Origin of the sequence: Lysinibacillus sp. NPDC047702 (genome assembly GCF_050272555.1) — a bacterium.
Taxonomy (GTDB): Bacteria; Bacillota; Bacilli; order Bacillales_A; family Planococcaceae; genus Lysinibacillus.
Genome location: NZ_JBNNMG010000008.1, coordinates 122900 through 145205, shown reverse-complemented (window position 1 = coordinate 145205; position 22306 = coordinate 122900). Strand labels below are relative to the sequence as shown.

Sequence of the window (22306 nt, the reverse complement as noted above, 5' to 3'; positions counted from 1 at the left end):
GGTTGGCGGACCTTTCAGTGTGTCTTTAGACATGGGCCAGTACCCCAGCGTTTCACGCGTAGAGCAAACCACCAGTTAGACTGGTGGTTCTGATTGTTGTACCTATAACTTGATAAATGTCATTTACAAGTTTTCAAAATATTTATCATCAACTTAATATACCTAGACTATCAATGATAATTTGTTCACCTTTCGTTCATTGCAGTATAGTTGTAAGCGTTCTATAATAGGAGTACTGAAGTTTAAAGGAGTGCGTTCTGTATGCCACTTAGTATATTTGGTTTCCAAGCTTTATGGAGCCCGTATTTAATAGGGGTTCTCGTTTTTATAACAGTCATCTACTTTTTAGTCACAACAAAGTGGCGTAAGGATTTTAAAGAAAGTGAACCTCTGAAAAAGGGAGAGGCGATTTATTTTGTACTAGCGATGGTAACGATTTATATTATTAAAGGATCTCCAATAGATTTAATGGCGCACATTATGTTTACAATGCATATGGTGCAAATGGCTATTTTATTATTGCTTGTTCCAATTTTCTTAATTAAGGGAATTCCGTGGTGGGTATGGAAAGTTGCAATAGAAGCACCTGTTGCTAGAAAATTATTTAAAGTGCTTACGTTACCTGTTGTAGCAGTCTTTGTCTTTATCGGTTTGTTTTCTTTCTATCATCTACCATCAGTGTTAGATTACATTAAACTAAACGAAACTTTACATGGTACATATACATTTGTGTTATTTGTATCTGCTGTTTTTATGTACTGGCCATTAATTCAAAACATGCCTAATCGTTCACAAATGAAGCCTTTGTACAAATTAGCTTATATAATTGCTAATGCTGTATTAATTACACCAGCATGTGCATTAATTATTTTTGCACCCAACGCTATGTATGAAACCTATACAAATGGTGATGCGTGGCTAAAGGCAATGGAACTTTGTGTACCAGCCTCTACATTATCTGGCTTATCTCTATCAGGTCCGGAGCTCTTTACTGATATGAAACCTGTTGCCGACCAGCAACTAGGCGGTGTTCTGATGAAAATATTACAAGAGATTATTTTCGGTGTATTACTTGGTTCAATCTTTATTAAATGGTATCGCTCAGAACAAAAGGATCCAGATAAAATTACTGCTGATGCATTAAAGGCGCATCAACAAAAATGGGAAAGTCAACAGCAACATTAATAGACAGTAGAAATTTTCTATAAGGAGTTTTGTGAATGGAACTGCAAATTTTACCTACTCTAAGTACATCATTCATCGTGATCAGTGCAGTACTTGTAGCGATTGGCTGGGGCTTGATTATAAAAAGAAAAGTTGAGGCACATAAAAAAGTAATGTTAGCTGCTGGAGTTGCAGCACTTATTTTCTTTATTATTTATGCTTCACGTACAGTATTTATTGGGAATACAGCATTTGGTGGTGGAGAAGATTTAAAACCATACTATACTTTCTTCTTAATTTTCCACATTATTTTAGCTACTACGGGAGCTGTGTTTGGGCTTGTGAGTATTATCTCTGGTCTGAAAATGAATATTAAGCTTCACCGTCGTATTGGACCAATTACAAGTATTATTTGGTTTTTTGTAGCCATTACTGGAGTATTAGTGTACGTTTTACTTTATGTTCTGTTTGAACCAGGTGAAACAACTTCTGTTATTAAAGCTATTTTAGGGGTTTAACAAAAATCTCCCACTTTTTATTGAGAAGGTGGGAGATTTTTTATGGATGTCTGATTAAATAAAGAAAGAACTACAACTACTAGTAAAGGACCAAGTAAAATTCCGAGAAATCCAAATATCTTAAAGCCGATAAACATAGCAATAAATGTTGTAAGAGAAGAAAGACCAACTTTATTGCCAATTACTTTAGGTTCAATCATACGTCGAACCAAAAATAAGACGATGGTTAACACCACAAGCGCAATAGCAAAAACATAGTCTCCTGTAAAGGCTTTATATATCGCCCAAGGCAGAAGCAATATAAATGAATCTAAAAAGGGAATAACATCTAAAATAACAAGCAAAAGTGCTAATATAAGTGGAAATGGTGTTTTAAGTATAAAAAATGTTCCGAAGGCTATAGCAAAAATGCAAATACCAACTAAAAATTGAGCTTTCATAAAACCGAACAAAGCAAGCTTCACTCGTTGACCAATAAATAATATTTTTTGATGATAGTGAAAAGGAAAAGGTGTTAATATTTTACGATTGATGGCTGGCAGCTCTAATAGTAACATGTAGAGCACAATCCAATAAACAAATATATCAAACAGACGTGAAGGAATATAAGTAAGCAATGATGACCAAACATTTACGTTTGTTAAAGATAAGGCAAACTTTTCAATGGATGATAATGCTCGTGAAATGAGTAGTTGAATTTGGATGACAAGATCTACTGGTAAATGATACGTATAGTTAGAAAGCTTGGATTGCATTTGAATCCATATTGCTGACAGCTGATTGAGATACTCAGGAATATGAATGATGAATGTTGAAAATTGTTTCCAACTGATAAATATTATGAAGATACATACTAGTATGGTTATACTTAAAAAGAATATAAAAAAAATGGATACAATAATTTTACGTTTTTTTCGAAATCGTTTGCTGATTCGAATGATGATAGGCTCTAATAATATGGCGGTGACATAGGCAAGTAATATTGGCAATGATAGGGATATAAACCAAAGAAGTGCTATTCCTAGTGCAATAACAATTATTGGGTGGCGGAAAAAGGGATGTTTTAAAAACTGTAGCATTTAATCTCACCTACATCCTATGAAAGATATCATTAGTATGAGACGAAAAAATATTTTTACTCAAAATAAAAAAGACTGGACCACCAGTCTTTTCACAACGAGTTTTATATATGAAGCTGTTGTCGCAATGGGGAGTTGATTCTTCCCATTTCCTGAATCAGGACATAGCTATCACTAAAGAAATTATAGATTAGCGTGCTTTAACAGGTTCAAGATTGTTTTTATTTGTAGTTTGGATTGCGAATTCATCTAAGTCTAATTTAACCTTTTTTAAGATTTCTTCACATTTTTTTACAAGGTGTGCTGGATAGACTTCATCGTCACCGTATTCAACACCATGTGGGTAATAGTATTTACCAAGTGCTGGTTTCATTAAAGTTAGGATTGCGTCGTGTGCACCAACGTCACCAGAAATTGCATATGCGAATACACGAAGGTAATAACGACCTTCACGAGTATCGAAACGCTTATCAAATGTCATACGTTCATAGTCCCAGCCGCCGTCACATTCTAAACCATTTTTTTTCATAATGCTTTCAATAAGTTCTTGATCAGCTGTTAAATTTTCAAGGTTAGTATTTTCAAAATACATGTAAAATCCTCCTTTAGGTTCTCGTACAAAGTATACGCTCATTTTTATAATAGAGCATATTCGACATTGTTGCAATGACAACATTGTGTCAACCCGATTACAATTGATATAATAACTTACAATACTGGTGATGAAAAGGAGTCATGTATGAAAGCTTTATTCCGCATTCTTATGGCATGTGCTGCAATTGCGTTAATCGGTTTTATGTTTTTTAATACACCACGTGAAAATGAGCCACTTGAAGGACCGAATGCTAATTCTAATATTATACCAAAAACAGAATTAAAGCAGCCAGAAGTTGGAGCAATGACAAGGCCGGAAAGTGGGATGTCGACATTCATTGGTCAAGGTGTACAAGCTGTTGTGAAACAATACGGAGAACCAGCACGAAAGGAACCATCGTCTTTTGGGTATGATTGGTGGGTATATAATACGAGTGCCACTGCATTTTTTATGGTAGGGGTTCAAAATAACATAGTGACACAAGTTTACATAGCTGGGGAAGATCTGGACGCCTATCCTTTTAAAGTTGGACAAAAACGTGACGAGATTTATCGAATGACAATCATTGATTATGAAGTAGCAGCCAATGTTGATGATAATATTTTTGTTTTTTCGATGAGTGAAGAAGATATGCAAACCCGTTTACTGGTGAAATTCGATGGGCTTTTTGCACAGCTTTATATAGATAGAGAATCAAGTGAGCTACAGGGTATACGCTTCACTAATAGCGAAACACTTGTTCTTCATCAACCATACGAAATGACTTATCAAGGTGAGCTTGTTATACCTACACCTCCGTCTTCTTTTTTACAGCAGGAAATTAATGAAGCAAATGCTGAACAGCTTGACGATTTGCTAAATGTAACTAGGGTTCATCATGATCTGCTTCCACTAAAAGTAGATGTAACACTAGGAGAAGTAGCTAAAATGCATAGTGAAGATATGAAAGTTCAAAACTTTATTGGGCATGAATCACCTACAAATGGGGATTTAAAAAAGAGATTAGAAACACAAGGGATTGAATATAGTGAGGCGAATGAGAATCTAGCGACAGCTTATTTTGATGCTATCGAGGCTATGCACGGTTGGCTCAATTCTGCTGAGCATCGAAAAGTTATTTTGAATGAAAAATATTCGACAGTTGGCTCTGGTGTCTTTTTAAATTATTATACACAAATATTTATTGAGCCTTCCTCACAAAAGCTGGATAGTGAGAATATTGACTCTGAAGAACCTGTAGAGGGTATCGACGAATCATCATAATAAAATAGTATCTGTAACTGAAGATTAACTTGGTGAACCCAAGTTGAACTTCAGTTTTTTTATTTTATAAATGGTTTATTCAACTGGAAGAATTAGTGAATTTCCTGCCTGCATTTTTCGTCACACCGTTACAGACGCCGTCATATGATAGAGAACTGAAAGGGGGAATGAGGCATGCAATTAGCTGAGCTGTTAAAGGATTGGCCATGTAGTGTGACTGGCGGGTCTATTCGCACTATAGTTACAGGTGTTGAGGACTATGCACAGGCTGTAAAACCAGGTGATATTTTTATAGTACGAAAGGGCAAGAAAACGTCTGGTAGCCGCTTTGTAAAAGAGGCATTGGCACGTGGGGCTGTAGCCATTGTTTCAGAGGAAAGCATCTCAATACCTATTACTGATCAAAATATTCCTTTCGTTTGGGTTCCGAATACTGCCTTATTTTTATCGTATGCAAGTGCAAAGCTCACGGCCTTCCCAGCAGAAGCATTGACGGTAATAGCCATTACTGGGACAAATGGAAAAACAACAGTAAGTCACTATGTAAGCCAATTGTTAAGAGCTTTACATAAAAATGTAGCTGTTATTGGGACAGTTGGATTTTTTATAAATGGACAAAAACAACAAACCAAATATGAGCAATTAACAACATTACAGGCAAAGGAATTGCATCCAATTTTAAAGCATTGTGCACAAAATGGTGTTACACATGTTGTTTTAGAGGCTTCTTCAATGGGATTACAGCAACATCGACTGGATCATTGTGATATTGATTGTGGTGTCTTTTTAAATTTATCGGAGGATCATTTAGAGGATCATGGTGGACTTGAAGGGTATAAGCGTGCGAAAAAAAGACTGGCAGATTTATCTAAAAAACTAGTGTTAAATGGGGATGATAATTTCTGCCGTTCTGTTGGCATTTATGATAAGAAAAAATCCTGCTCATTTGGCTTTGACAATCACAATGATTTACATATCCAAATTGTCAGCGAATTCATTGGCAAAACGGTACTCTGTCTACAAACATCTACAAGTGAGCATATCGTAGAAATTCCTTTCGTTGGGAAATACCATGTGCAAAATGTTGTAGCGGCGTTGATGGCTATATGGCGCTTAGGTTTTTCAATTGAGGAGATAGCCGAGCATATGTGGTCATTAAAGCTACCAGAAGGCAGACTTGAAAAAATAGACAATTCATTTGGTATTGATGTGTATGTGGATTATGCACATACTGCAGAGGCATTGCAGGCTGTCTTGCAGACATTCGATCGATCGAAAACCCTTTATCTTGTATTTAGCTGTGGTGGCAATCGAGATAAGGCAAAACGTTTTGCGATGGGTGCTGTAGCCAGTAAGTATGCAGATGTTATTTTTTTAACAACTGATAATCCACGGGATGAGGATCCAATCCTAATTAATGAAAGTATTATAGCTGGTTTTACAGAACAGCAATATTATGAAATTTATCTAGATCGCAAGGTTGCTATTCATAAGGCATTAGAAAAGGCTGAAAAAGGCGATATTGTACTTGTTGCCGGAAAAGGGCATGAACAAACTCAACAAATAAAAAATCAAAAAGTCCCTTTTTCCGATCAACAATGTGTCCGTGATTATTTTTTAAATCTTATGCCTGAGAGCGGCGTTGAATGACAAAAAATGACCCAGTTGCAATTGCTAGCTTGCGACCAGTTTCATCCTCAATATCACATTCCATCACAAGTGTTTGACGCCCTTTATGTACAAAGCGTCCACGAGCGATTAGTACTTTATTTGTTGTTGTAGCAATATAAGAGACATTCATATTTGTTGTGACAACATTATAGCCTTCTGGTACAGAACGCGAAGCCAATCCTCCCATCGCTGCATCTGCAATTGTTGCAATAATTCCTCCATGTGGAACCTTAATCGTATTATGGATAACTGGCGTAATTGGAATTTTAACCTCACTAACATCTGGCTCAAATTTACCTACCATATGCAGGGCAGCATTTATATATCGTCGATGTACCCCTTGTTGTTTTGCACGAAGCCCTGATAATAAATGCAATAAAACCTCTTCATCTTCAGCAGTGCTTTCTTGTAAAATATTTGCTAGTAATGCTTCGATTTGTTCTTTGGATGATGTAGCCAAATTAAAAACTCCTTCATGTAAAAATATCAATAATGTAAAATTACCACAAAATCTGTTATGATGGGAAAGAGATTGGGGGAATTAACTATGATGATGACCTCTGACTGGGTAATCATATTGGATGAGGCCGATGCGCTTTGTGAGATGATTCTTTCCTCTGAGCCTGCGAAAATGCTGCAACAAGCTTACGCTGCTGTTTATAGCGATGTTCAATTGATCGAAGCTATACACGCATTTAATCGCATGAAAGAGCAGTACGAAGATGTACAACGTTTCGGAAAATACCATCCGGACTATCATACAATCATGAAATCGATTCGTCAGCAAAAGCGCGCACTCGATTTAAATGAAAAGGTTTCAGCCTTAAAGATTGCTGAAAACGATTTTCAAGATTTACTCGACGAGATAAGCCTGCTTATAGGAAAAACTGTATCAGAAGCAGTAAAAGTGCCTGTAAGTAATCCTTTCTTTGCATCTGGTTCTTCATGTGCTGGAGGCTGTGGTTCAGGTGGTTCTTGTTCGTGCTCTGCATAATAGCAAGATTTTTAGACTGTATACAAACTCGGATGATGACGAGTGTATACAGTTTTTTTTATGTCATTTCAGATCTTGATTCAGTAACCCACTGAATCAAGAAAACTTGCAATGGGGATCATAGATTCTTGAGTGAAATTTTTAGTAGAATAAAATTAATATGAAAATCAGATTATTTTTGCAGAGGTGAATCGTAGTATGATTGAGAAAAGCATATGGGATAAAGTTGTAGAGATAGAGTGTGAACTGGAACTATCAGAGGAGGTAATGAAATGCATTGATGACAAGGTAGATTTCTTAAATTGTCAGGAGCAGAAGGTCAAATCTTTTATTAACCTATACATTACCAATCAAATTGTTATAAATATAAATGAGGAAATTGCAGCAGAGGGTAAAGTATTTTTATCAGATGCTACAGAACTTTCTTCACCAATTACAATAAAGCAAGTGGAGGAAGCCATATATCCGCTTTATTTTTTGATGGATCATGAGTTTGAGCTGTTAATTGATTTTGATACAAAGCCAGATTATTTACAAGGACATTTAGCGACACTTGTTGTTAAACAAAATAATGCATTGCATTTTGGAGGGATAAATGGCTAAAAAGCATAGAACAGCGTTTCAATTCAAGGAATGGGCTATTGATTTGTATGAGCCAGCAACTATAGAAGAAATCCAACAGGTTGAAAAAGAACTACAAATAGTGCTACCAAAAGTATATAAAGGTTTATTAAGTGTATCAAACGGAGTGCATGGTAATCTAGTTCAGCTATATTCAACAGATGGATTAATTGAAATGAATAAAACATATGAAGTTCAAAATTATGCACCAGGCTATGTTTCTGTTGGCAATGATAATGGTGGGTATCATCTTTTAATGAGGGCGGTAGAGGATGCTGTTAACTTCCAATTAGTAAGTGATGGATATGGGGTCCCTACCGAAAATGATACAACTGATAATTTTCTTTCATGGTTGAATAGTGAAGAGGGAGATCCTTGGAGAAATGAATAGTTGGTAAAAGAGGGTGTCAGAAAAGAAGGTAAGCCTACATCTCCTGACACCCAATTGCACTGCTCCCTTTCCCTGAATGACTTGAAAAAACGGAGATTTAAGTCTATCTCTCAATTGAATAGGTACGTGTGATTTGAAGAAAGCGTATAGGCGAAAAAATAAGCATTGCCTTGTATTGTCATGACTATGTTAAACTAAAATAAAAAAGGGAGTGGTATATTGCGAGAAAATTGGCGTAAACAAGCGATTACGGATATATTGAATAAATTTAATGTAGCGGGAGTGAAAGAGCTAGAAACAATATTGATGGAGCAATCTCAAGTTTCGCTACGATTCGAGCTTGCTAGTAAGGAAAATTATCAGCAGATTGGGAACAGCCGTATAGCAGGGCGACCTGATTTACCACCATCTATCGAGTGGCCATGTACTGAGGATGGAGAAGCTTATACTTTTTTAGCGCAAATTAATTTGAGTGAATTGCCATTTTTGCCTTCAGATAATTGGCCATCATCGGGGATGTTTTATTTCTTTTTAGGTTTGGACGAGCCTGCCTACGATGTTGAGCATCAAGTCATTTATTATAACGGTGATTTAGCTAATTTGACTTTGGCAAACTTGCCTGAAGGGATAGAAGAAGTAAATGCGGAGGAACGCGATTTTATTTCTCATCGAGTTACGTGGCAGCCTTATTTGACATTGCCTGATTTAGGGGAAGACTCAGAAATGCTGTTCGAAGAATATGAGGATATTTACACAGAGGTGTGTGGTGTAAGTGATGCGCTTGCTGGAGGATTGCAAACTTGGGATGGGGAAACACAGCTCGATGCTTATTTATGCCGAAATGGTCTAAGTGCCTTTTTATACAACACCCATAAAATGCCAGAAAAATTACAGCAGGAGGCATTACAAGCGGCGCAAAATTGGCAAATGTTGTTCTCATTATCCTCTTTAAGTGAAGTGAATATGTGTTGGTGGGACGCGGGGTATTTAGAATTTTTAATTCATGTTGAAGATTTAAAAAAAGGTCGTTTTGATAATACTTATCTTAATTTAGCGACAAGCTGATAATAGAAGGTGTCAAGAAAGCGCTAAAGGAAATAGAATAAGTTAAGCATTTTTCATGTAGTTAAGTAAAAACATGACGAGGAGCGAGGGAAATGACAAATCAACAGAAGATTGCGGATTTCTTAACCAATTTAACACTTGAAAAAATATATGATCAGAGTGATCTGCTCATTTGGATAGATTGGCGAGAAGCTGAAGAAGACTTAATAGATTACTTTAACGAGCAATTGCCTGTGTCAAATCGAATTGATTGTGAAATTATTGAGATAGATAAGCCTAGAGGTGTGGATATTGTTCTATCCTCCCAAGAAAAAACGATGCCGATTCCCTTTGCTGATGATGTGACTGATAGAGATAGCGCAATTCGAGCTATGCAGGAAATGCTCTCTCCTCAATATCAAATTCGTTGGTTTATGGAATCATTAGGAAATGATACTTTGGCTTTTGCATTGCTACCAGTCTTACAATGGAAGGAATTAGAACTGCAATTTAGTAAGCGTAAAGTAGACTACTATTTCCAGCCTGTTACAAACGCTAGCGTCATGTTTGAAATGGGTATAGATGAAGTAGATACATTAATGAAATCTAGAGCTACAGAACTTTTAAATATATGAAATTGAATTGAGCGAGTAGTATCGTTGAAAAAGTATTGCACAGCTTGAATCACAAAAGGAAAAAAACCTAACGATTATAAGCTGACAATCAAATAGATTACCTTCATTCAGCAAATTTTTTTGTATCTGCCGCTTTGCTTTCGCTACAGAAAACATTTGCTAAATGAAGATAAAATTTCACCAACAATACGACATCAAAAAACTACGCCATATTTTTGCGCAAGCTCTTTCATAGTACTATAGTAACAAAAAATCCCCTTTACCACTCGCGTTCTCTTAATGCGTCCTCTACATCAATCTCAATATTGTACGCCTGCAATATATCAATCACTGTTTCTGCGATGCAATCTCTGGCAGCTGTTTCAATTTCACTGTCATGCTCATAAAACTCATCTTCCAAATCATTAATAGCAAGTGTCATCTCGTCCAATTTTTGTTGGATATCCTCTAAAGAGTGAGGATCTTGCTCTAAATATTGAACAATACCCTCCAATAACACTTTAATCTTATCAACTAAAAATTTTGGGTAATAATCATCTCTATACATATCTCTTAAGTAGTTTATTGTTTTCATTTTGTCCAGCTCCTTTATTTCTAATGTCACTAATAACAGCTCGTATACAGTTGTTTCGCTGTATAAATAATTTGGAATTTTAACAAGCGCAAGAAATCTATTGTGAAAATATCGATTTCTTACGCAAATTGAAGCTGTTTTTGTAAGAAATCTGCTATGAATTGGATGAACTCTTTATATGGGCGAATCATTACTTTATACTCTATTTTAATAAAGCTTTAAATTTTCCCTCCAACAACTTTGCAACAAGTGCATAATTTTCTTCATTATAAATAGCTGCATACAGCGAATCATAGCCATCGAAAAGCTGTAATGGGAGGTTTTCATAGTCAGCTAAGTAGGCATCGTAATAGGAAGATGCAAAAGCAGCTCCTTCTTCTGTTAAATCTTCATCTATCAAAACTCCATCGTAAAACTCAATGAAAAAATCGAGCGCTGTTATTTGACCTCGCATTAGCTGTTCATAAAGCTCTGGGTCGTCTTCTTCAATGACAGCCGTATTTGCTAATTGATGCTCTAACATCCAACGGTAAAAAAACGCGATATGCACTGCACCTTGATCAGTAGATAACTCCTGTGGAAAATCCTCTGCATCAAAATGCCATTTCGATTTGTCATAGGCTGTCATAAAATCTCTCCTGTCCTTATATAAGCTCTTTAATAATCGGCTCAAAGCGCGTGCGATATGGCTCTGGAATGTGCATAAATGCTGAGCTAGTAAAGTCATTCAAATGGATGATGCCAAAGCATGTGTATAAAAGCTGCGCTACAATCATATCTTTATATTCTTCAATGTGCTCACTTTGTTTAAGCGGAATATATGGGCAAAGTTCTTTTAATGGTGTTGTCATAAATTTTTCGAACCATTGCAAGTTGTCATCTGTGCCCATAGCTTTCTCAAAGAAGGCATCGTATGGAACTTCTTGTACAGCTAGCACAGTGCATACAAAGACAGGCAATGTTTCAGGTGTTAGACCAAATGTTTCTACATAGGCTTTTGCAAAGTATTCAGGCATTGGCGAATGGTCGCCATCGCATTCATACATATAGTCGATAACGAGCTTGCCATAGCTTTTATCGTATAAGCCAAGACCGAAAACAGCGAATGTACTTGGCATCGCTGCTTCTTCATCATCAACATCTTGATAAAAATGATACTCTGCCATTGCCTTATAACTATATTCAACTAGCGCAGCATGTAGGCTAGGGTAGCTGAGAGCTTTAGTAAAGAAATGATGTGATGAAGTGACAGGTAATTGCTCAATTGGTAACACTAAGTCACTTTTACCTTCATAATAAATGCCATAGCTTTTAGGGAAGTCTTCTTCTAATAAAGCATTTAAGAATGCCAATGCTTGACGATAAGCTTCTTCGCTCTCTTCTTTAATTTTAATCGTAATCGTGGCTAGTACATCATTTGCTTGGCAGAAAATTAGATCGGATGCCATTTGCTGTTTATGTGTTGGCAAAGTACCGGAGCCGACTGTGGTTAATGAGTTATATGCTACTGCATCTAATTCATTAATTGTTGCCAGTAGCTTCTTGACTGTTAAATAAGAATAGCTAGCGCCGTATTTACTTAAATTCACTACATAGTAGCATAGTAATGGTAAGTAAGTTAATGATTGATGCTTTTCGATAAAGCGAGAAAGACAATAACGCTGTGTTTCAAAGTCTAGCTCTTGACGAAATTTATCAAGCAATACAAGCTGCTGATAATGGCAAAGCACTTCATGCAGTGTAATGGTGTCTAGTGAAAAAGACAGGGTGATGATTTTAGAAGGATAACCATCTGTTTCAACTTTATATTGTTTAGAAAGTAGTTCTTGCTCAAGCTGTAGCCATAATGCTTCGTTTTCGGTAAATTGCTTAGTCTTCATGGAATTACCTCCCTCTATGTGCCCGTGTGTTTCTGCATACTCCGTAAGTTCTTTTGTTAGTTCACGATACACCTCGCAAACCAATCTGAATGTCCTACCTTTTATGAAAGAACAACCGCTCAATTAAAATTAACTTTCATGCGAAATATCGTAAATTTCAAATTTATCGAGGTTAAACCAGATTTTTAAAAATGTTGTCCTAAATGCTGTAAATTGATGTACGAGTCTCTGTGATGTTTATAATATTGTTGAATTCTCCCATATCTCGCGCATACATTCCTTCGTTCATCCTATTCATAAAGCAAAGGCTGGCGATGTTCCTATAGGGAAACATCACCGATTAATAAAAACCGCTGAAATCATTACATACAAATAGTCAATAGCACTGCAAAACAGTCCATACTTTATCGAATTTTTTGTTTTTGCAGTCCTCCTCACGAATCCAGAAATATAGTTTGCCGCTATCGCCCCACATATAGCCTAGGTCATCTTCCGAATCAAGCTGTAATAGGAGCTGCCAATCCTTTACATGTGGTTCAAGCTCCTTGCGTAACGGATGATTATAGGCTGTTGAATCCCCGCAATATAAACCGTTTGTGACAAGCTGGCATTCTAAATACATATCCCCTTGAATTGTATCGGGATGACCATCTATGCGATGTGTCGTTTGCTCAGTTGCCTCTTCATCGACCCAATCATAAAAAAAGTCATTGTAGGCGTCTTGTTGTTCCTCTGTTAAAATGGTTTCTAAATTTTTGCTATAAGGAGATGCCCATGATGGGAGTGTCCATTCATTTCTAAAGTGCAGTGCCGCACTATCAATATACTCCGTTAATGCTGAGGGTTGCTGTATTCGCTGTAAACTGTCAAGTGCTTGTGTAAAGTGGAAAACGTGAAAGCCATCGCCATCATTTGGATCATAGCCCCAAGGTTGTCCAGTGGCATCATAGAAAAAGGATAATAGTCCATCAGCAGGCAGCAAGTTGTTTGAATCATACGACTTTAATTCTCCTAAATTAAGCTGACATAGAAAGTATAATGGCTGGTTATTATTTGTATGTGGCCATACAAAATCTGTCGGTACATCGGGAGCGCCACCGATTTTGGACTGCCCTATTTCAATGGCTTCATCTGCTGTCGGTGTTGTCGAAGCACGAATTGATTTTTTAGCAAACTGCAAAATTTGCTCTGCTACCTCTCCAAGCTCAAAATCAAGCAATGCTGTGCGTAACTTTTCCATGCTTATTCCTCCTCATTTTTATCTAATTTCAATATAGTACATACGTTCCCTTGTGTAAAGTTTATATTTGGAAATATTGTTGAATCAACAGTTTTAGAGAAGCATCTCAATATACCAGGTCTTCTTGAATTTTAACAGACTTTTGATACAGTAGAGGATGATGGTGATAGGAATAATTATGTAAAGATTGTGGGAGATTTTTTATCACTTTAACAATGGATTAAACTGTTGGTATATCAACAGTTATAGAGGGAGGATTACTAGATGAAAACGTATCGAATTGCTGTTATACCAGGGGATGGAATTGGGAAAGAGGTTGTCCCTGCCGCGATAGAGGTTCTTGATCAGGCTGCACGTCTAGACGGAGGCTTTCAATTTGAATGGACTACGTTTCCTTGGGGCTGTGACTATTATTTAGAGACAGGGAAAATGATGCCCGATAATGGCATTGAAATATTAAAAGGCTATGATCAAATATTTTTAGGGGCAGTAGGGATGCCTAATTTAGTGCCTGATCACATTTCTTTATGGGGTCTACTGATTAAAATTCGCCGTGAGATGAAGCAGTCTATAAATGTGCGTCCAGCAAAGCTATTACAAGGCTTACCCTCACCATTACGCAACCCCAATGACTTTGATTTAATTGTTGTACGTGAAAACTCAGAGGGAGAGTACGCTGAAAGCGGTGGCAGAATACATAGTGGGCAGGATGAGGTTGCTATCCAAAATGCTATATTTACAAGGAAGGGTACAGAGCGTGCGATGCGTTATGCATTTGAAATAGCGAAAACACGACGTCAGCATGTGACAAGTGCGACGAAGTCAAATGGAATTACCTATAGCATGCCATTTTGGGACGAGGTTTTTGCACAAGTAGGGAAAGATTATAAAGAAATTGGTCAAGTTTCTACGCATATTGATGCATTAGCTGCCTTTTTCGTCATGAAACCAGAAAGTTTTGATGTCATTGTTGCCTCCAATTTATTTGGTGATATTTTAACAGATTTAGGCGGAGCAATTATGGGCAGCATCGGAATTGCTCCAGCAGCAAATTTAAATATCGAACGACATTATCCCTCTATGTTTGAACCAGTTCATGGCTCTGCTCCAGATATTGCTGGTCAAGGGATAGCCAATCCACTTGGACAAATTTGGACAGGTAAAATGATGCTTGATTTCTTAGGCTATCATGAGCTAGGCACAAGAGTACTAAATGCGATAGAAGCAACATTAGCACAAGGAATCAAGACAACAGATTTAGGAGGAACTTCAACATTAAGCGATGTAACGATCGCGGTGCTAAATCATTTGCGATAAAGCATTTGAAAAAAATGATTGGGGTGATTCTTTCTTGAAAAAATTTTTTGCTTATAACTGGCAAGTCAGAGATGAATGGTTTGAGTGGTGTAATCAGCTAAGCTTGGAGGAATTATTGAAGGAAAGGCATGGTGGAGTAGGGAGTATCCTCTTTACACTTTTTCATATTATAGATGTTGAATACAGCTGGATTCGTGGCATCCAAAACAAAAAAGACAGAATATTTGATTTTAAAGATTACCAAACGTTAGAACAGGTTAAAAAACTTTCTGACGAATTGCGAATTGACAATTTAGAATTTTTAAAATTCTGTGAGGACTTTAATGATGATATTGTGAAAGTCGCTTGGGATGATGAGGAATATAAAAAAAATGATATTATCCATCATATTATTGCACATGAAATTCATCATATAGGTCAGCTTTCTGTGTGGGCAAAAGAATTAGCTTTACCTTCTGTATCTGCAAATTATATTGGTAAAGATTTAAGGACTCATTAGGCAGTATTTATACAGATAAGAAAAAAGGTAAGGGCATGTTAAAATGACCCTTACCTCTATAACTATTCTTGCGTTTGTAGGTATTCAACAGCAACATCTGGTCGATCTGTAATAATGCCCTTTGCACCATTACGGATTAATTTTTTCATCGTCTCTCCGTCATTGATTGTCCAATAATGAACAGGGATGTTTAAGTTGCTTAAAAACTGAATAAATTTCGGTGAATCTAGAGCAATAACGCCTGATTTAGGTGGTATTTGGAATACATCTACCTTTGGATGGTATAAATGTCCAAATTGGCTGGAGAAGGAAGCGAATGCTTTTCGAACATCTGTCTCGCCAGCACCGAGGGCTACTTGATTTTGCGCATAAAGATTAAAACGATCTATCTGCTCCCCATAAAAGCTTGTGACAACTACACGATTCTCAGCTTCAAGATCTTCAATTAAACGCCATAATTTTGAAGGCATTAAGCTCCCTTCGTACGTATCTGGCGCATCTTTAATATCAATATTAATCAACATATTTGGATAAGTTTCTAGTAGCTCGCGTAAAGTAACAACATCTACTTTTTCATTTCGATAAGGGAATTCCCCATTTAAATCTTCAAATTGATAACCGTGGTTTAAGGCATTAATTTCTGCTAAAGTCATATCTGCAACAAGACCATAGCCATCTGTTGTACGATGGACAGTATCATCGTGGAAAACGATGATTTCCTCATCTTTCGTTAAGCGAATGTCTATTTCAAAGCCATCTACCCCTAATTGTGCAGCTTTTTCAAAAGCAGGTATTGTATGCTCAGGTGCTATCTGTGCACCACCGCGATGTGCGAGAATAATAGGGCGATCAAATTGTAATGCTTGTTTACTTTCGCGCTGCTGAGGTCTAGAAATTGCTTTACTACCTGCCCAAGCGGCTGCACTTGCTGCTGCGATTGCAAGCGCAATCTTCGTTTTTTTACCCATATTCGTCCTCCTTAAAAAATTTAAATGGTATAAAAGGTACTGGCGAATTCATTATTGAATTTGAAATTTTTGAGCAAACAAAATCAGAGAAATTCTGATTATAGACGTTTAAACTAAAGTTCTATTAACTTGCTTAAGTGGATGTAAAACTCTTAATGAATGTTGTATGCTTTACCATTATAACGGAAAAATGAGCGTTCTGTCAGCTAAACTCTGTTGCTATCATTTTCCGGTCTATGGTATTCTTTTATGTAAGAAATGAGGGAATACTATATGAACGAACGACAAGGACTAATCGTGTACGTCCATCAATTAAAACATGCGAAGTCTCTTCGAAAATATGGTCATGTTCTTTATATTTCTCGGAGGCAAAAATATGTAGTGCTCTATTGCGATCGAGAGGAAATTGAAATGATGACAACAAAACTACAACGCCTTCCGTTTGTAAAAGACGTTGTAAAGTCTTATCGTCCATTCGTTAAAACTGAGTTTGAAAATGCAAAACCTGATAAAGCGAAGGAATATGACTACAAAGCAGGTCTATAATATTACGTTAATGCAGGAATATAGTGATGAAGCCTCATTATTCCTATTAAGTATTGATAAAATAGTTTTGATTCCGAAAATATAGATGAGTGCTTTATTTCTACAACAACCGCTTTTCGACCTAGTTGCTCAATACTTTCTTCGAATATTTTTTGTCGCTTTGAAGGCTGTTCTGCTATATAAGGAATGCCTTCTCGACAAATATAAATCGGCATGAATTTACTTTCACCGACTGGTTTGAAGGCAACTGCTAAAGAAGCAACTTTTTTTTCTTCTTTTGAGGAAGTTAGTATAAAGGCTTGGTGAAAACGACTTTGATTGGTATTCACTAGTTCAAGGAGCTCGTAGACATCACCATAGCCTTCACCTAATTCTATAAATTGTTGTGGCATAAAAATTGCACATCCTTTCCAATATACATAGTATCATGCTGTGGGAGGTCAAGCATATGAAATTTGCAATGAGTTTTTTTTCAGTACTTGCTTTAATAATTACAGGCATAATTTTTTTCCAGTATCATGCATATTCTTCTGACTTAGAGACTGGTAATGGTGAATTCCTTTACTCACAAGAGATAGAAATTTTCTATCGCGAAAATAGCTTGGATATTAGGCAGCATTTTAAAAATCTACCTAATCAAAAGGTAAAAATTAAGTGGCCAGAAAATGCAATCAATCTCAGCTGCTTTATGGAAACTGAAAAAAGCTGTGATCGTTTATCGGATGAAGCTTCCTATTTTGCAAAGGGAGAAATCAAATCTCAATCTGTTTCATACATAATTCCAATCGAGGGTGGCTTAAAAGATAAAATGCTTATCCAAAATGTGTTAGCCACATTATTAAATGGTGAAGCAACTTATTCTATTGTCCATATTTCTACAGATAGTAAATTTGCAGGTCAATGGATTACAGGACTACCTTTAATTGGACAGCAACAGCTAGCACTTGTTAACTATACAATGTTTAGTGGGAATGGTACAATCCGTGATATTTATTGGCAATCAGCTAATCTCAAGGTACAAGAACAAAGCTCTGTATTATCTATTTATGCACCGGGAGCTATTTCAAAGGATTTCTTGAAATCATTAGAAAATTTACAGTTTTTAAATGACCAACATATTGCGATTATTCAAGAAAAAAATCCAATGAAAGAACATGATGATCGTCTATTATTTTTACCAACTTTAACTGCACAAGCGGTAGAGCAGGAAGTGGTTCTGTCACAAATCAAATCACAATATAAGTTCGATAATTCTCCTGAATGGTTACCAGAGGTTGTGGCATCCTATTTAGTGAAGGATATGATTGGCTCTGAAAAAACGAAGGAAATCGTGGCAACATTAAAAGAATATATGACTGTAGATCAGGATGCCGCTTGGCAGGAAGCGATGAATAAACTTGGAGAAGAACCGATTTCTCCAGCATCGATGGATGATCTTTTATCAACGGTTTTAGGTGCAAAAACTTCTTATTTTAAGTTAAATATGGAACAAAAGAACGGGACATATCCATTATATTTTGAAGATGAACGTGATATTTATGTAAATGATACCTTGAAAAGAGATGTTCAATTTATCCGTTATGAAGGGCAATCTTTATATACAGCGGATACATTGTTGCCTTATCTTGGTTATAGCGCTACTGAAGGGGAAAATGGCTATTATGTAAAAAGTGATAATCGCACATTTAGATTCCCGAAAGAACCAGGATTCTACGTATTTAATCAACGTAGATACCCTACTATTTCAGAACCAATTATTAAAATAGCTGATCATTATTATGTTGAGGAAGCTTGGCTCCAACGCTTATTCTTAGTAGAATTACAAAAAAATGATGGTCGTATCCAAGTAATAACACAAGAGCAAGAATAATTTTTTGCAGCGGAGGTTTGTCTTCCGCTGCAAAAATGCTTTTATATGGAAGAAGAAAGTACGGTGAATGACGTAAATGAGAGTTGTAGCAGGAGAACGAAAAGGGATGCCGTTAAAGGCGATTGCAGGAAATACAACGAGACCTACAACAGACAAAGTAAAGGAATCCATTTTTAATATTATAGGTCCTTTTTTTGATGGAGGGATTGCGCTCGATTTATTTGCGGGGAGCGGTGGTTTAGGTATCGAAGCTTTAAGCAGAGGCGTTGATCAAGCTATATTCATTGAAAAGGATGCTAAGGCATTTCAGGTGCTGCAAGAGAATATAAAAAAATGTAGGTATGAGGATTGCTCTGAGCTCTTTCGTATAGATGCTAAACGAGCTGTGAAAGCGCTATTAAAACGGGATATTACATTTAAACTAGTTTTTTTAGATCCACCTTATCACCACAAAGAATATTATGATTTAGTACAAGTACTTGTCGACAATCATAAAATTCAGCAAGATGGCATTATTTTGTGTGAACATGCATCAGAAGTAGAACTACCACAAAGTTTTGGAGATTTTGTATTAAAGAGACAAGAAACATATGGTGGAACGATTATTTCCGTTTATCGTTTTGCAGAGGAAGAGGGAGAATAAGTTGTCAGAGAAAATTGCTGTAGTTCCTGGAAGTTTCGATCCTGTAACATTTGGCCACTTAGATATTATTAATCGTGCGGCAGATGTATTCGATACTGTTTATGTAGCTGTGTTAAATAATTCATCGAAGCAGCCGCTATTTTCTGTAGAAGAACGCATGGCTTTAATGGCTGAGGTGACGAAAACGTTGCCAAACGTGCGCATCGAAAGCTCATCTGGATTATTGATAGACTATGCGAAAGAAAAAAAAGCAAAGGCTATTGTTCGCGGTTTACGTGCTGTATCAGATTTTGAATATGAGATGCAAATTACTTCGATGAACCGTTTTCTTGATGAAACAATTGAAACTTTTTTCATCATGACCAAAAATCAATATTCCTTCTTAAGTTCAAGCATTGTAAAAGAAGTGGCAAAATACGGTGGTGGCGTCAATGAACTCGTTCCTACGTGTGTTGTAGCTGCCTTAAAAGAAAAATATGAGTTTACGAAATGATAAACAAAGGGGATGTCAGTATTTGGACGTCCTCTTTTTAATTTTAGCTGATATCCATTAAATGTATAGCTGTTGATAGAGTGAGGCTACTCGGCTCTAATGCTAAAGTGAGTAGCCTAGAAAGAGAATCACTCTCAATTCGCCATATTCATCATACATTTGAAAAAATGAGCTTTAAATATAAGCAGCTTTCGTTATTTTAAGAAAAAAAGAGCATAAATAGTTGGCACAATGATTATGCTAAGTAGGCGGAATTTTATATATGGCCGAACAGAAAGCTTTGCTGATTTGGCAATAACAAAAATTTGCAAATGGATACTGATACTTTGCATCGTAAGTAATAGAACTACTAGTAATGGTAAAAATGAAAGATCAGGATAGGCTGCGACAGTCATTTTAAGGCCATTTGTAACTTCGAGAATGGCAGCAATAGAAAGCTCAGCTGCATAAGGTAATTTTGGTATAAGTTTATCCAAGCCTTGTTGTACAATCGTTTGGATCGTAGTGAAAAATATAATTGTTGTCCCAACTAAAAGAATCGTTGGTGCTGTCTCTTTAATGCTTTCTGAGAAAGGTGCTGTATATAAAGTCGTATTATGAATAGAAATGTTAGGAAGATCAGATTTGCGGAATAAAAAATAACCTGTTATTAAACAACAGATATTAAAACTATGTAGTAAACATAAAAATAGCCAGCCAAACGTATTACTGTGTAACAAATCAAAGCTTACAAAACCCAGCACAAAAAGTGGACTCGGTGCATGACAGACTGCCAGTAAAAAATTTGCTTCTTTAGGATGAAGCTGCCCACTGTTTTTTAGGTAAACAATTGTTGTAGCACCAGTTGGATAACCTCCAAGTGCGCTAATAATATAGGCTTGTACGTATAATGAGGCTCTTTTGGTCTTTGTGCGCATAGGAGCCGTTAAACGCAGTAACCATTGCGTTAAAATTAAATATGGTAATAAATATGGGAAAAGCGCATCCATAAATAGAGTTAACCCTAAGTCAGTACCGTGATGAGCTGTTTGTGGGAATAACAAGAGTAATAGAATAAGAACGATGCAGAGCGCTATTTGAATTGTGGCATACATGTTATCATCTCGTTTCAACTTTTTGTCATTCACATAGGCAAATGCTAAAATCAATATATGTAAAAAAGGCAAAAACATGAACGTATGGTTTTGCGAGCGTCCTAGGAGGTGTTCCAAATGAAGAAAAAAATAAGTATTTATGCAGTGTTATTAGTCGTTATTTGTTTTTTAATGTTATACCGACTAGACGCTTATATTATGAAGCCTGGAAGTGCTTATGATGTCAGTAAATTTGTTATTGTGGAAAACGATCATACTGAAAATAAAGGTTCTATGAGTTTGATGACAGTAGCAATGCAGCAAGCGACCCCTTTTTCGTATCTTTGGGCTAAAACTCAAAAATATCAAAAACTAATGGATATTAACCAGGTGCGTAATCCATTAGAAGATGAAGAAGAATATAATGTTCGACAGCTTAAATTAATGTCTGACTCCCAGTTTAATGCAAAATATATTGCCTTCCAGAAAGCGGGACTTCAAACAACAATACATTTCGATGGAGTCTTCGTTTTAAATGTTCTAGATGGTGGTGCGTCAGACGGTCTTTTAAAAGCAGGGGACGAAATTATCGAAGTGGATGGACAAAAAATTAGTAACCAGCAAATGCTAGTAGATCTTCTGAAGCCCAAAGAGCTTGGAGACCAAGCAACAATTAAATTTATACGTAACAAAAATGAACAAGAGGTCACTATTACGTTAAAGGAAATTCCTAGAGCCGAGGAAAAAAGAGCGGGTTTAGGTATTTCGTACGCAGAAAGTAAATCAATTGAAACAAACCCAAAAGTGACAATGAAGACAGAGGATATTGGTGGTCCATCTGCGGGGCTAATGTTTACACTTGAAATATTAGATCAACTGCTTGAAGAGGATTTAACCAAAGGCTATGCAGTAGCAGGCACAGGAGAAATGTTGGTTGATGGCTCAGTTGGAAGAATTGGAGGAATAGACTATAAAGTAATCGCTGCTGATAAAGATGGTATGGAAATCTTCTTTGCGCCAGATGATGAAATTTCTCCAGAATTGAAAGCGAAATATCCTGAATTGGAATCTAATTATGCAACAGCAGTAAAAACAGCTAAAGAAATTGGCACGAAAATGAAAATAGTACCTGTTAAAACCGTAGATGATGCCATAAAATATTTAAAACAGTTACAGCCCAAATAAAATAGGATGCTAGAAATTTCTGGCATCCTTTTATAGTATGTGG

The 22306-nt window shown here is 36.5% G+C and carries 26 protein-coding genes; 16 read left to right on the top strand and 10 right to left on the bottom strand.

Annotated elements, in window-relative coordinates; genetic code table 11:
• Positions 1-261: 261 nt before the first annotated feature.
• Both ctaG and ACQKIM_RS06685 read left to right on the top strand, forming a co-directional pair.
• Positions 262-1185 (top strand): cytochrome c oxidase assembly factor CtaG, encoded by a 924-nt coding sequence (gene ctaG / locus ACQKIM_RS06690; protein ID WP_427540911.1) that lies wholly within the window; start codon positions 262-264, stop codon positions 1183-1185.
• A 35-nt stretch (positions 1186-1220) separates the two neighbouring features.
• Positions 1221-1682 carry a DUF420 domain-containing protein gene (locus tag ACQKIM_RS06685; protein ID WP_427540908.1) on the top strand — a complete coding sequence of 154 codons (462 nt, stop codon included), beginning with the start codon at positions 1221-1223 and terminating at the stop codon, positions 1680-1682.
• 17 nt (positions 1683-1699) lie between these two features.
• On the opposite strand, the gene ytvI is transcribed toward ACQKIM_RS06685, so the two are convergent.
• Positions 1700-2761 carry a sporulation integral membrane protein YtvI gene (gene ytvI / locus ACQKIM_RS06680; RefSeq protein WP_427540905.1) on the bottom strand — a complete coding sequence of 354 codons (1062 nt, stop codon included), beginning with the start codon at positions 2759-2761 and terminating at the stop codon, positions 1700-1702.
• A gap of 190 nt (positions 2762-2951) precedes the next feature.
• The gene (locus ACQKIM_RS06675) at positions 2952-3353 is read right to left on the bottom strand and encodes a YugN family protein (protein ID WP_427540902.1); all 402 of its coding nucleotides are present in this window, start codon (positions 3351-3353) and stop codon (positions 2952-2954) included.
• A gap of 147 nt (positions 3354-3500) precedes the next feature.
• On the opposite strand from ACQKIM_RS06675, the gene ACQKIM_RS06670 reads away from it, so the two are divergent.
• Positions 3501-4619 carry a CAP domain-containing protein gene (locus tag ACQKIM_RS06670; RefSeq protein ID WP_427540899.1) on the top strand — a complete coding sequence of 373 codons (1119 nt, stop codon included), beginning with the start codon at positions 3501-3503 and terminating at the stop codon, positions 4617-4619.
• A gap of 174 nt (positions 4620-4793) precedes the next feature.
• Positions 4794-6269, top strand: a complete 1476-nt coding sequence (locus ACQKIM_RS06665; protein ID WP_427540896.1) for a UDP-N-acetylmuramoyl-L-alanyl-D-glutamate--2,6-diaminopimelate ligase — start codon at positions 4794-4796, stop codon at positions 6267-6269.
• Here the strand turns inward: ACQKIM_RS06665 and ACQKIM_RS06660 are convergent.
• A complete protein-coding gene (locus tag ACQKIM_RS06660) occupies positions 6244-6750 on the bottom strand; it encodes a PaaI family thioesterase (RefSeq protein ID WP_427540893.1) in 507 nt (168 codons plus the stop codon). The two genes, ACQKIM_RS06665 and ACQKIM_RS06660, sit on opposite strands and share 26 nt — an antisense overlap.
• Before the next feature lie 87 nt (positions 6751-6837).
• On the opposite strand from ACQKIM_RS06660, the gene ACQKIM_RS06655 reads away from it, so the two are divergent.
• The 5 genes from ACQKIM_RS06655 (at position 6838) to ACQKIM_RS06635 (ending at position 9975) form a co-directional block, all read left to right on the top strand.
• The gene (locus ACQKIM_RS06655; RefSeq protein ID WP_427540890.1) at positions 6838-7284 is read left to right on the top strand and encodes a YlbF family regulator; all 447 of its coding nucleotides are present in this window, start codon (positions 6838-6840) and stop codon (positions 7282-7284) included.
• Positions 7285-7482: 198 nt separating this feature from the next.
• Positions 7483-7887, top strand: a complete 405-nt coding sequence (locus ACQKIM_RS06650; RefSeq protein ID WP_427540887.1) for a hypothetical protein — start codon at positions 7483-7485, stop codon at positions 7885-7887.
• On the top strand, positions 7880-8296 hold the full coding sequence (locus tag ACQKIM_RS06645; RefSeq protein ID WP_427540884.1) for an SMI1/KNR4 family protein: 417 nt from the start codon (positions 7880-7882) through the stop codon (positions 8294-8296). Before ACQKIM_RS06650 ends, ACQKIM_RS06645 begins: the two co-directional genes overlap by 8 nt.
• A gap of 219 nt (positions 8297-8515) precedes the next feature.
• Positions 8516-9361, top strand: a complete 846-nt coding sequence (locus ACQKIM_RS06640; RefSeq protein ID WP_427540881.1) for a YwqG family protein — start codon at positions 8516-8518, stop codon at positions 9359-9361.
• A gap of 92 nt (positions 9362-9453) precedes the next feature.
• A complete protein-coding gene (locus ACQKIM_RS06635) occupies positions 9454-9975 on the top strand; it encodes a hypothetical protein (RefSeq protein ID WP_427540878.1) in 522 nt (173 codons plus the stop codon).
• A gap of 259 nt (positions 9976-10234) precedes the next feature.
• On the opposite strand, the gene ACQKIM_RS06630 is transcribed toward ACQKIM_RS06635, so the two are convergent.
• The 4 genes from ACQKIM_RS06630 to ACQKIM_RS06615 all read right to left on the bottom strand — a co-directional run bounded on the left by ACQKIM_RS06630 (position 10235) and on the right by ACQKIM_RS06615 (position 13669).
• A complete protein-coding gene (locus tag ACQKIM_RS06630) occupies positions 10235-10549 on the bottom strand; it encodes a DUF5713 family protein (RefSeq protein WP_427540875.1) in 315 nt (104 codons plus the stop codon).
• Between the two features lie 202 nt (positions 10550-10751).
• Entirely contained in the window at positions 10752-11177 is a 426-nt protein-coding gene (locus tag ACQKIM_RS06625; protein ID WP_427540872.1) for a hypothetical protein, read from the bottom strand.
• Between the two features lie 16 nt (positions 11178-11193).
• Positions 11194-12429, bottom strand: a complete 1236-nt coding sequence (locus ACQKIM_RS06620; RefSeq protein WP_427540869.1) for a DUF6138 family protein — start codon at positions 12427-12429, stop codon at positions 11194-11196.
• Between the two features lie 376 nt (positions 12430-12805).
• The gene (locus ACQKIM_RS06615; RefSeq protein ID WP_427540866.1) at positions 12806-13669 is read right to left on the bottom strand and encodes a YwqG family protein; all 864 of its coding nucleotides are present in this window, start codon (positions 13667-13669) and stop codon (positions 12806-12808) included.
• 264 nt (positions 13670-13933) lie between these two features.
• Between ACQKIM_RS06615 and ACQKIM_RS06610 the strand changes: the two genes are divergently transcribed.
• Together ACQKIM_RS06610 and ACQKIM_RS06605 are read left to right on the top strand one after the other, a co-directional pair.
• Complete coding sequence (locus ACQKIM_RS06610; protein ID WP_427540863.1) at positions 13934-14986, top strand: tartrate dehydrogenase; 1053 nt, start codon at positions 13934-13936, stop codon at positions 14984-14986.
• Positions 14987-15020: 34 nt separating this feature from the next.
• Entirely contained in the window at positions 15021-15485 is a 465-nt protein-coding gene (locus tag ACQKIM_RS06605) for a DinB family protein (RefSeq protein WP_427540860.1), read from the top strand.
• Between the two features lie 62 nt (positions 15486-15547).
• On the opposite strand, the gene ACQKIM_RS06600 is transcribed toward ACQKIM_RS06605, so the two are convergent.
• Positions 15548-16453 (bottom strand): glycerophosphodiester phosphodiesterase, encoded by a 906-nt coding sequence (locus ACQKIM_RS06600; protein ID WP_427540857.1) that lies wholly within the window; start codon positions 16451-16453, stop codon positions 15548-15550.
• Between the two features lie 273 nt (positions 16454-16726).
• Between ACQKIM_RS06600 and ACQKIM_RS06595 the strand changes: the two genes are divergently transcribed.
• Entirely contained in the window at positions 16727-16999 is a 273-nt protein-coding gene (locus ACQKIM_RS06595) for a YlbG family protein (RefSeq protein ID WP_427540854.1), read from the top strand.
• A gap of 2 nt (positions 17000-17001) precedes the next feature.
• Here ACQKIM_RS06595 and ACQKIM_RS06590 read toward each other — a convergent pair whose 3' ends face one another.
• The gene (locus ACQKIM_RS06590; protein WP_427540851.1) at positions 17002-17391 is read right to left on the bottom strand and encodes a DUF7147 family protein; all 390 of its coding nucleotides are present in this window, start codon (positions 17389-17391) and stop codon (positions 17002-17004) included.
• Between the two features lie 56 nt (positions 17392-17447).
• On the opposite strand from ACQKIM_RS06590, the gene ACQKIM_RS06585 reads away from it, so the two are divergent.
• The 3 genes from ACQKIM_RS06585 to coaD all read left to right on the top strand — a co-directional run bounded on the left by ACQKIM_RS06585 (position 17448) and on the right by coaD (position 20005).
• Complete coding sequence (locus ACQKIM_RS06585) at positions 17448-18869, top strand: RNA polymerase II (RefSeq protein ID WP_427540848.1); 1422 nt, start codon at positions 17448-17450, stop codon at positions 18867-18869.
• 76 nt (positions 18870-18945) lie between these two features.
• Positions 18946-19512 carry a 16S rRNA (guanine(966)-N(2))-methyltransferase RsmD gene (gene rsmD / locus ACQKIM_RS06580; RefSeq protein WP_427540845.1) on the top strand — a complete coding sequence of 189 codons (567 nt, stop codon included), beginning with the start codon at positions 18946-18948 and terminating at the stop codon, positions 19510-19512.
• Position 19513: 1 nt separating this feature from the next.
• Positions 19514-20005, top strand: a complete 492-nt coding sequence (gene coaD / locus ACQKIM_RS06575; RefSeq protein WP_427540842.1) for a pantetheine-phosphate adenylyltransferase — start codon at positions 19514-19516, stop codon at positions 20003-20005.
• A 194-nt stretch (positions 20006-20199) separates the two neighbouring features.
• Here the strand turns inward: coaD and ACQKIM_RS06570 are convergent, their stop codons facing one another.
• Positions 20200-21099, bottom strand: a complete 900-nt coding sequence (locus tag ACQKIM_RS06570; protein WP_427540839.1) for a hypothetical protein — start codon at positions 21097-21099, stop codon at positions 20200-20202.
• Positions 21100-21216: 117 nt separating this feature from the next.
• Between ACQKIM_RS06570 and ACQKIM_RS06565 the strand changes: the two genes are divergently transcribed.
• Positions 21217-22263: a SepM family pheromone-processing serine protease gene (locus ACQKIM_RS06565; RefSeq protein WP_427540836.1), complete on the top strand. Its 1047-nt coding sequence runs from the start codon at positions 21217-21219 to the stop codon at positions 22261-22263.
• The last annotated feature ends 43 nt before the right edge of the window (positions 22264-22306 follow it).

Bases quoted from the DNA above. Each gene is read 5' to 3' on its own strand.
- ACQKIM_RS06665 (WP_427540896.1), top strand. From the start codon at position 4,794: ATGCAATTAGCTGAGCTGTTAAAGGATTGGCCATGTAGTGTGACTGGC.
- ACQKIM_RS06590 (WP_427540851.1), bottom strand. From the start codon at position 17,391: ATGCCACAACAATTTATAGAATTAGGTGAAGGCTATGGTGATGTCTAC.
- ACQKIM_RS06625 (WP_427540872.1), bottom strand. From the start codon at position 11,177: ATGACAGCCTATGACAAATCGAAATGGCATTTTGATGCAGAGGATTTT.
- ACQKIM_RS06615 (WP_427540866.1), bottom strand. From the start codon at position 13,669: ATGGAAAAGTTACGCACAGCATTGCTTGATTTTGAGCTTGGAGAGGTA.
- rsmD (WP_427540845.1), top strand. From the start codon at position 18,946: ATGAGAGTTGTAGCAGGAGAACGAAAAGGGATGCCGTTAAAGGCGATT.
- ACQKIM_RS06655 (WP_427540890.1), top strand. From the start codon at position 6,838: ATGATGATGACCTCTGACTGGGTAATCATATTGGATGAGGCCGATGCG.
- ACQKIM_RS06685 (WP_427540908.1), top strand. From the start codon at position 1,221: ATGGAACTGCAAATTTTACCTACTCTAAGTACATCATTCATCGTGATC.
- ytvI (WP_427540905.1), bottom strand. From the start codon at position 2,761: ATGCTACAGTTTTTAAAACATCCCTTTTTCCGCCACCCAATAATTGTT.
- ACQKIM_RS06670 (WP_427540899.1), top strand. From the start codon at position 3,501: ATGAAAGCTTTATTCCGCATTCTTATGGCATGTGCTGCAATTGCGTTA.
- ACQKIM_RS06645 (WP_427540884.1), top strand. From the start codon at position 7,880: ATGGCTAAAAAGCATAGAACAGCGTTTCAATTCAAGGAATGGGCTATT.
- ACQKIM_RS06630 (WP_427540875.1), bottom strand. From the start codon at position 10,549: ATGAAAACAATAAACTACTTAAGAGATATGTATAGAGATGATTATTAC.
- ACQKIM_RS06635 (WP_427540878.1), top strand. From the start codon at position 9,454: ATGACAAATCAACAGAAGATTGCGGATTTCTTAACCAATTTAACACTT.
- ACQKIM_RS06570 (WP_427540839.1), bottom strand. From the start codon at position 21,099: ATGTATGCCACAATTCAAATAGCGCTCTGCATCGTTCTTATTCTATTA.
- ACQKIM_RS06650 (WP_427540887.1), top strand. From the start codon at position 7,483: ATGATTGAGAAAAGCATATGGGATAAAGTTGTAGAGATAGAGTGTGAA.
- ACQKIM_RS06610 (WP_427540863.1), top strand. From the start codon at position 13,934: ATGAAAACGTATCGAATTGCTGTTATACCAGGGGATGGAATTGGGAAA.
- ACQKIM_RS06620 (WP_427540869.1), bottom strand. From the start codon at position 12,429: ATGAAGACTAAGCAATTTACCGAAAACGAAGCATTATGGCTACAGCTT.
- ACQKIM_RS06595 (WP_427540854.1), top strand. From the start codon at position 16,727: ATGAACGAACGACAAGGACTAATCGTGTACGTCCATCAATTAAAACAT.
- ACQKIM_RS06600 (WP_427540857.1), bottom strand. From the start codon at position 16,453: ATGGGTAAAAAAACGAAGATTGCGCTTGCAATCGCAGCAGCAAGTGCA.
- ctaG (WP_427540911.1), top strand. From the start codon at position 262: ATGCCACTTAGTATATTTGGTTTCCAAGCTTTATGGAGCCCGTATTTA.
- ACQKIM_RS06585 (WP_427540848.1), top strand. From the start codon at position 17,448: ATGAAATTTGCAATGAGTTTTTTTTCAGTACTTGCTTTAATAATTACA.
- ACQKIM_RS06675 (WP_427540902.1), bottom strand. From the start codon at position 3,353: ATGTATTTTGAAAATACTAACCTTGAAAATTTAACAGCTGATCAAGAA.
- ACQKIM_RS06565 (WP_427540836.1), top strand. From the start codon at position 21,217: ATGAAGAAAAAAATAAGTATTTATGCAGTGTTATTAGTCGTTATTTGT.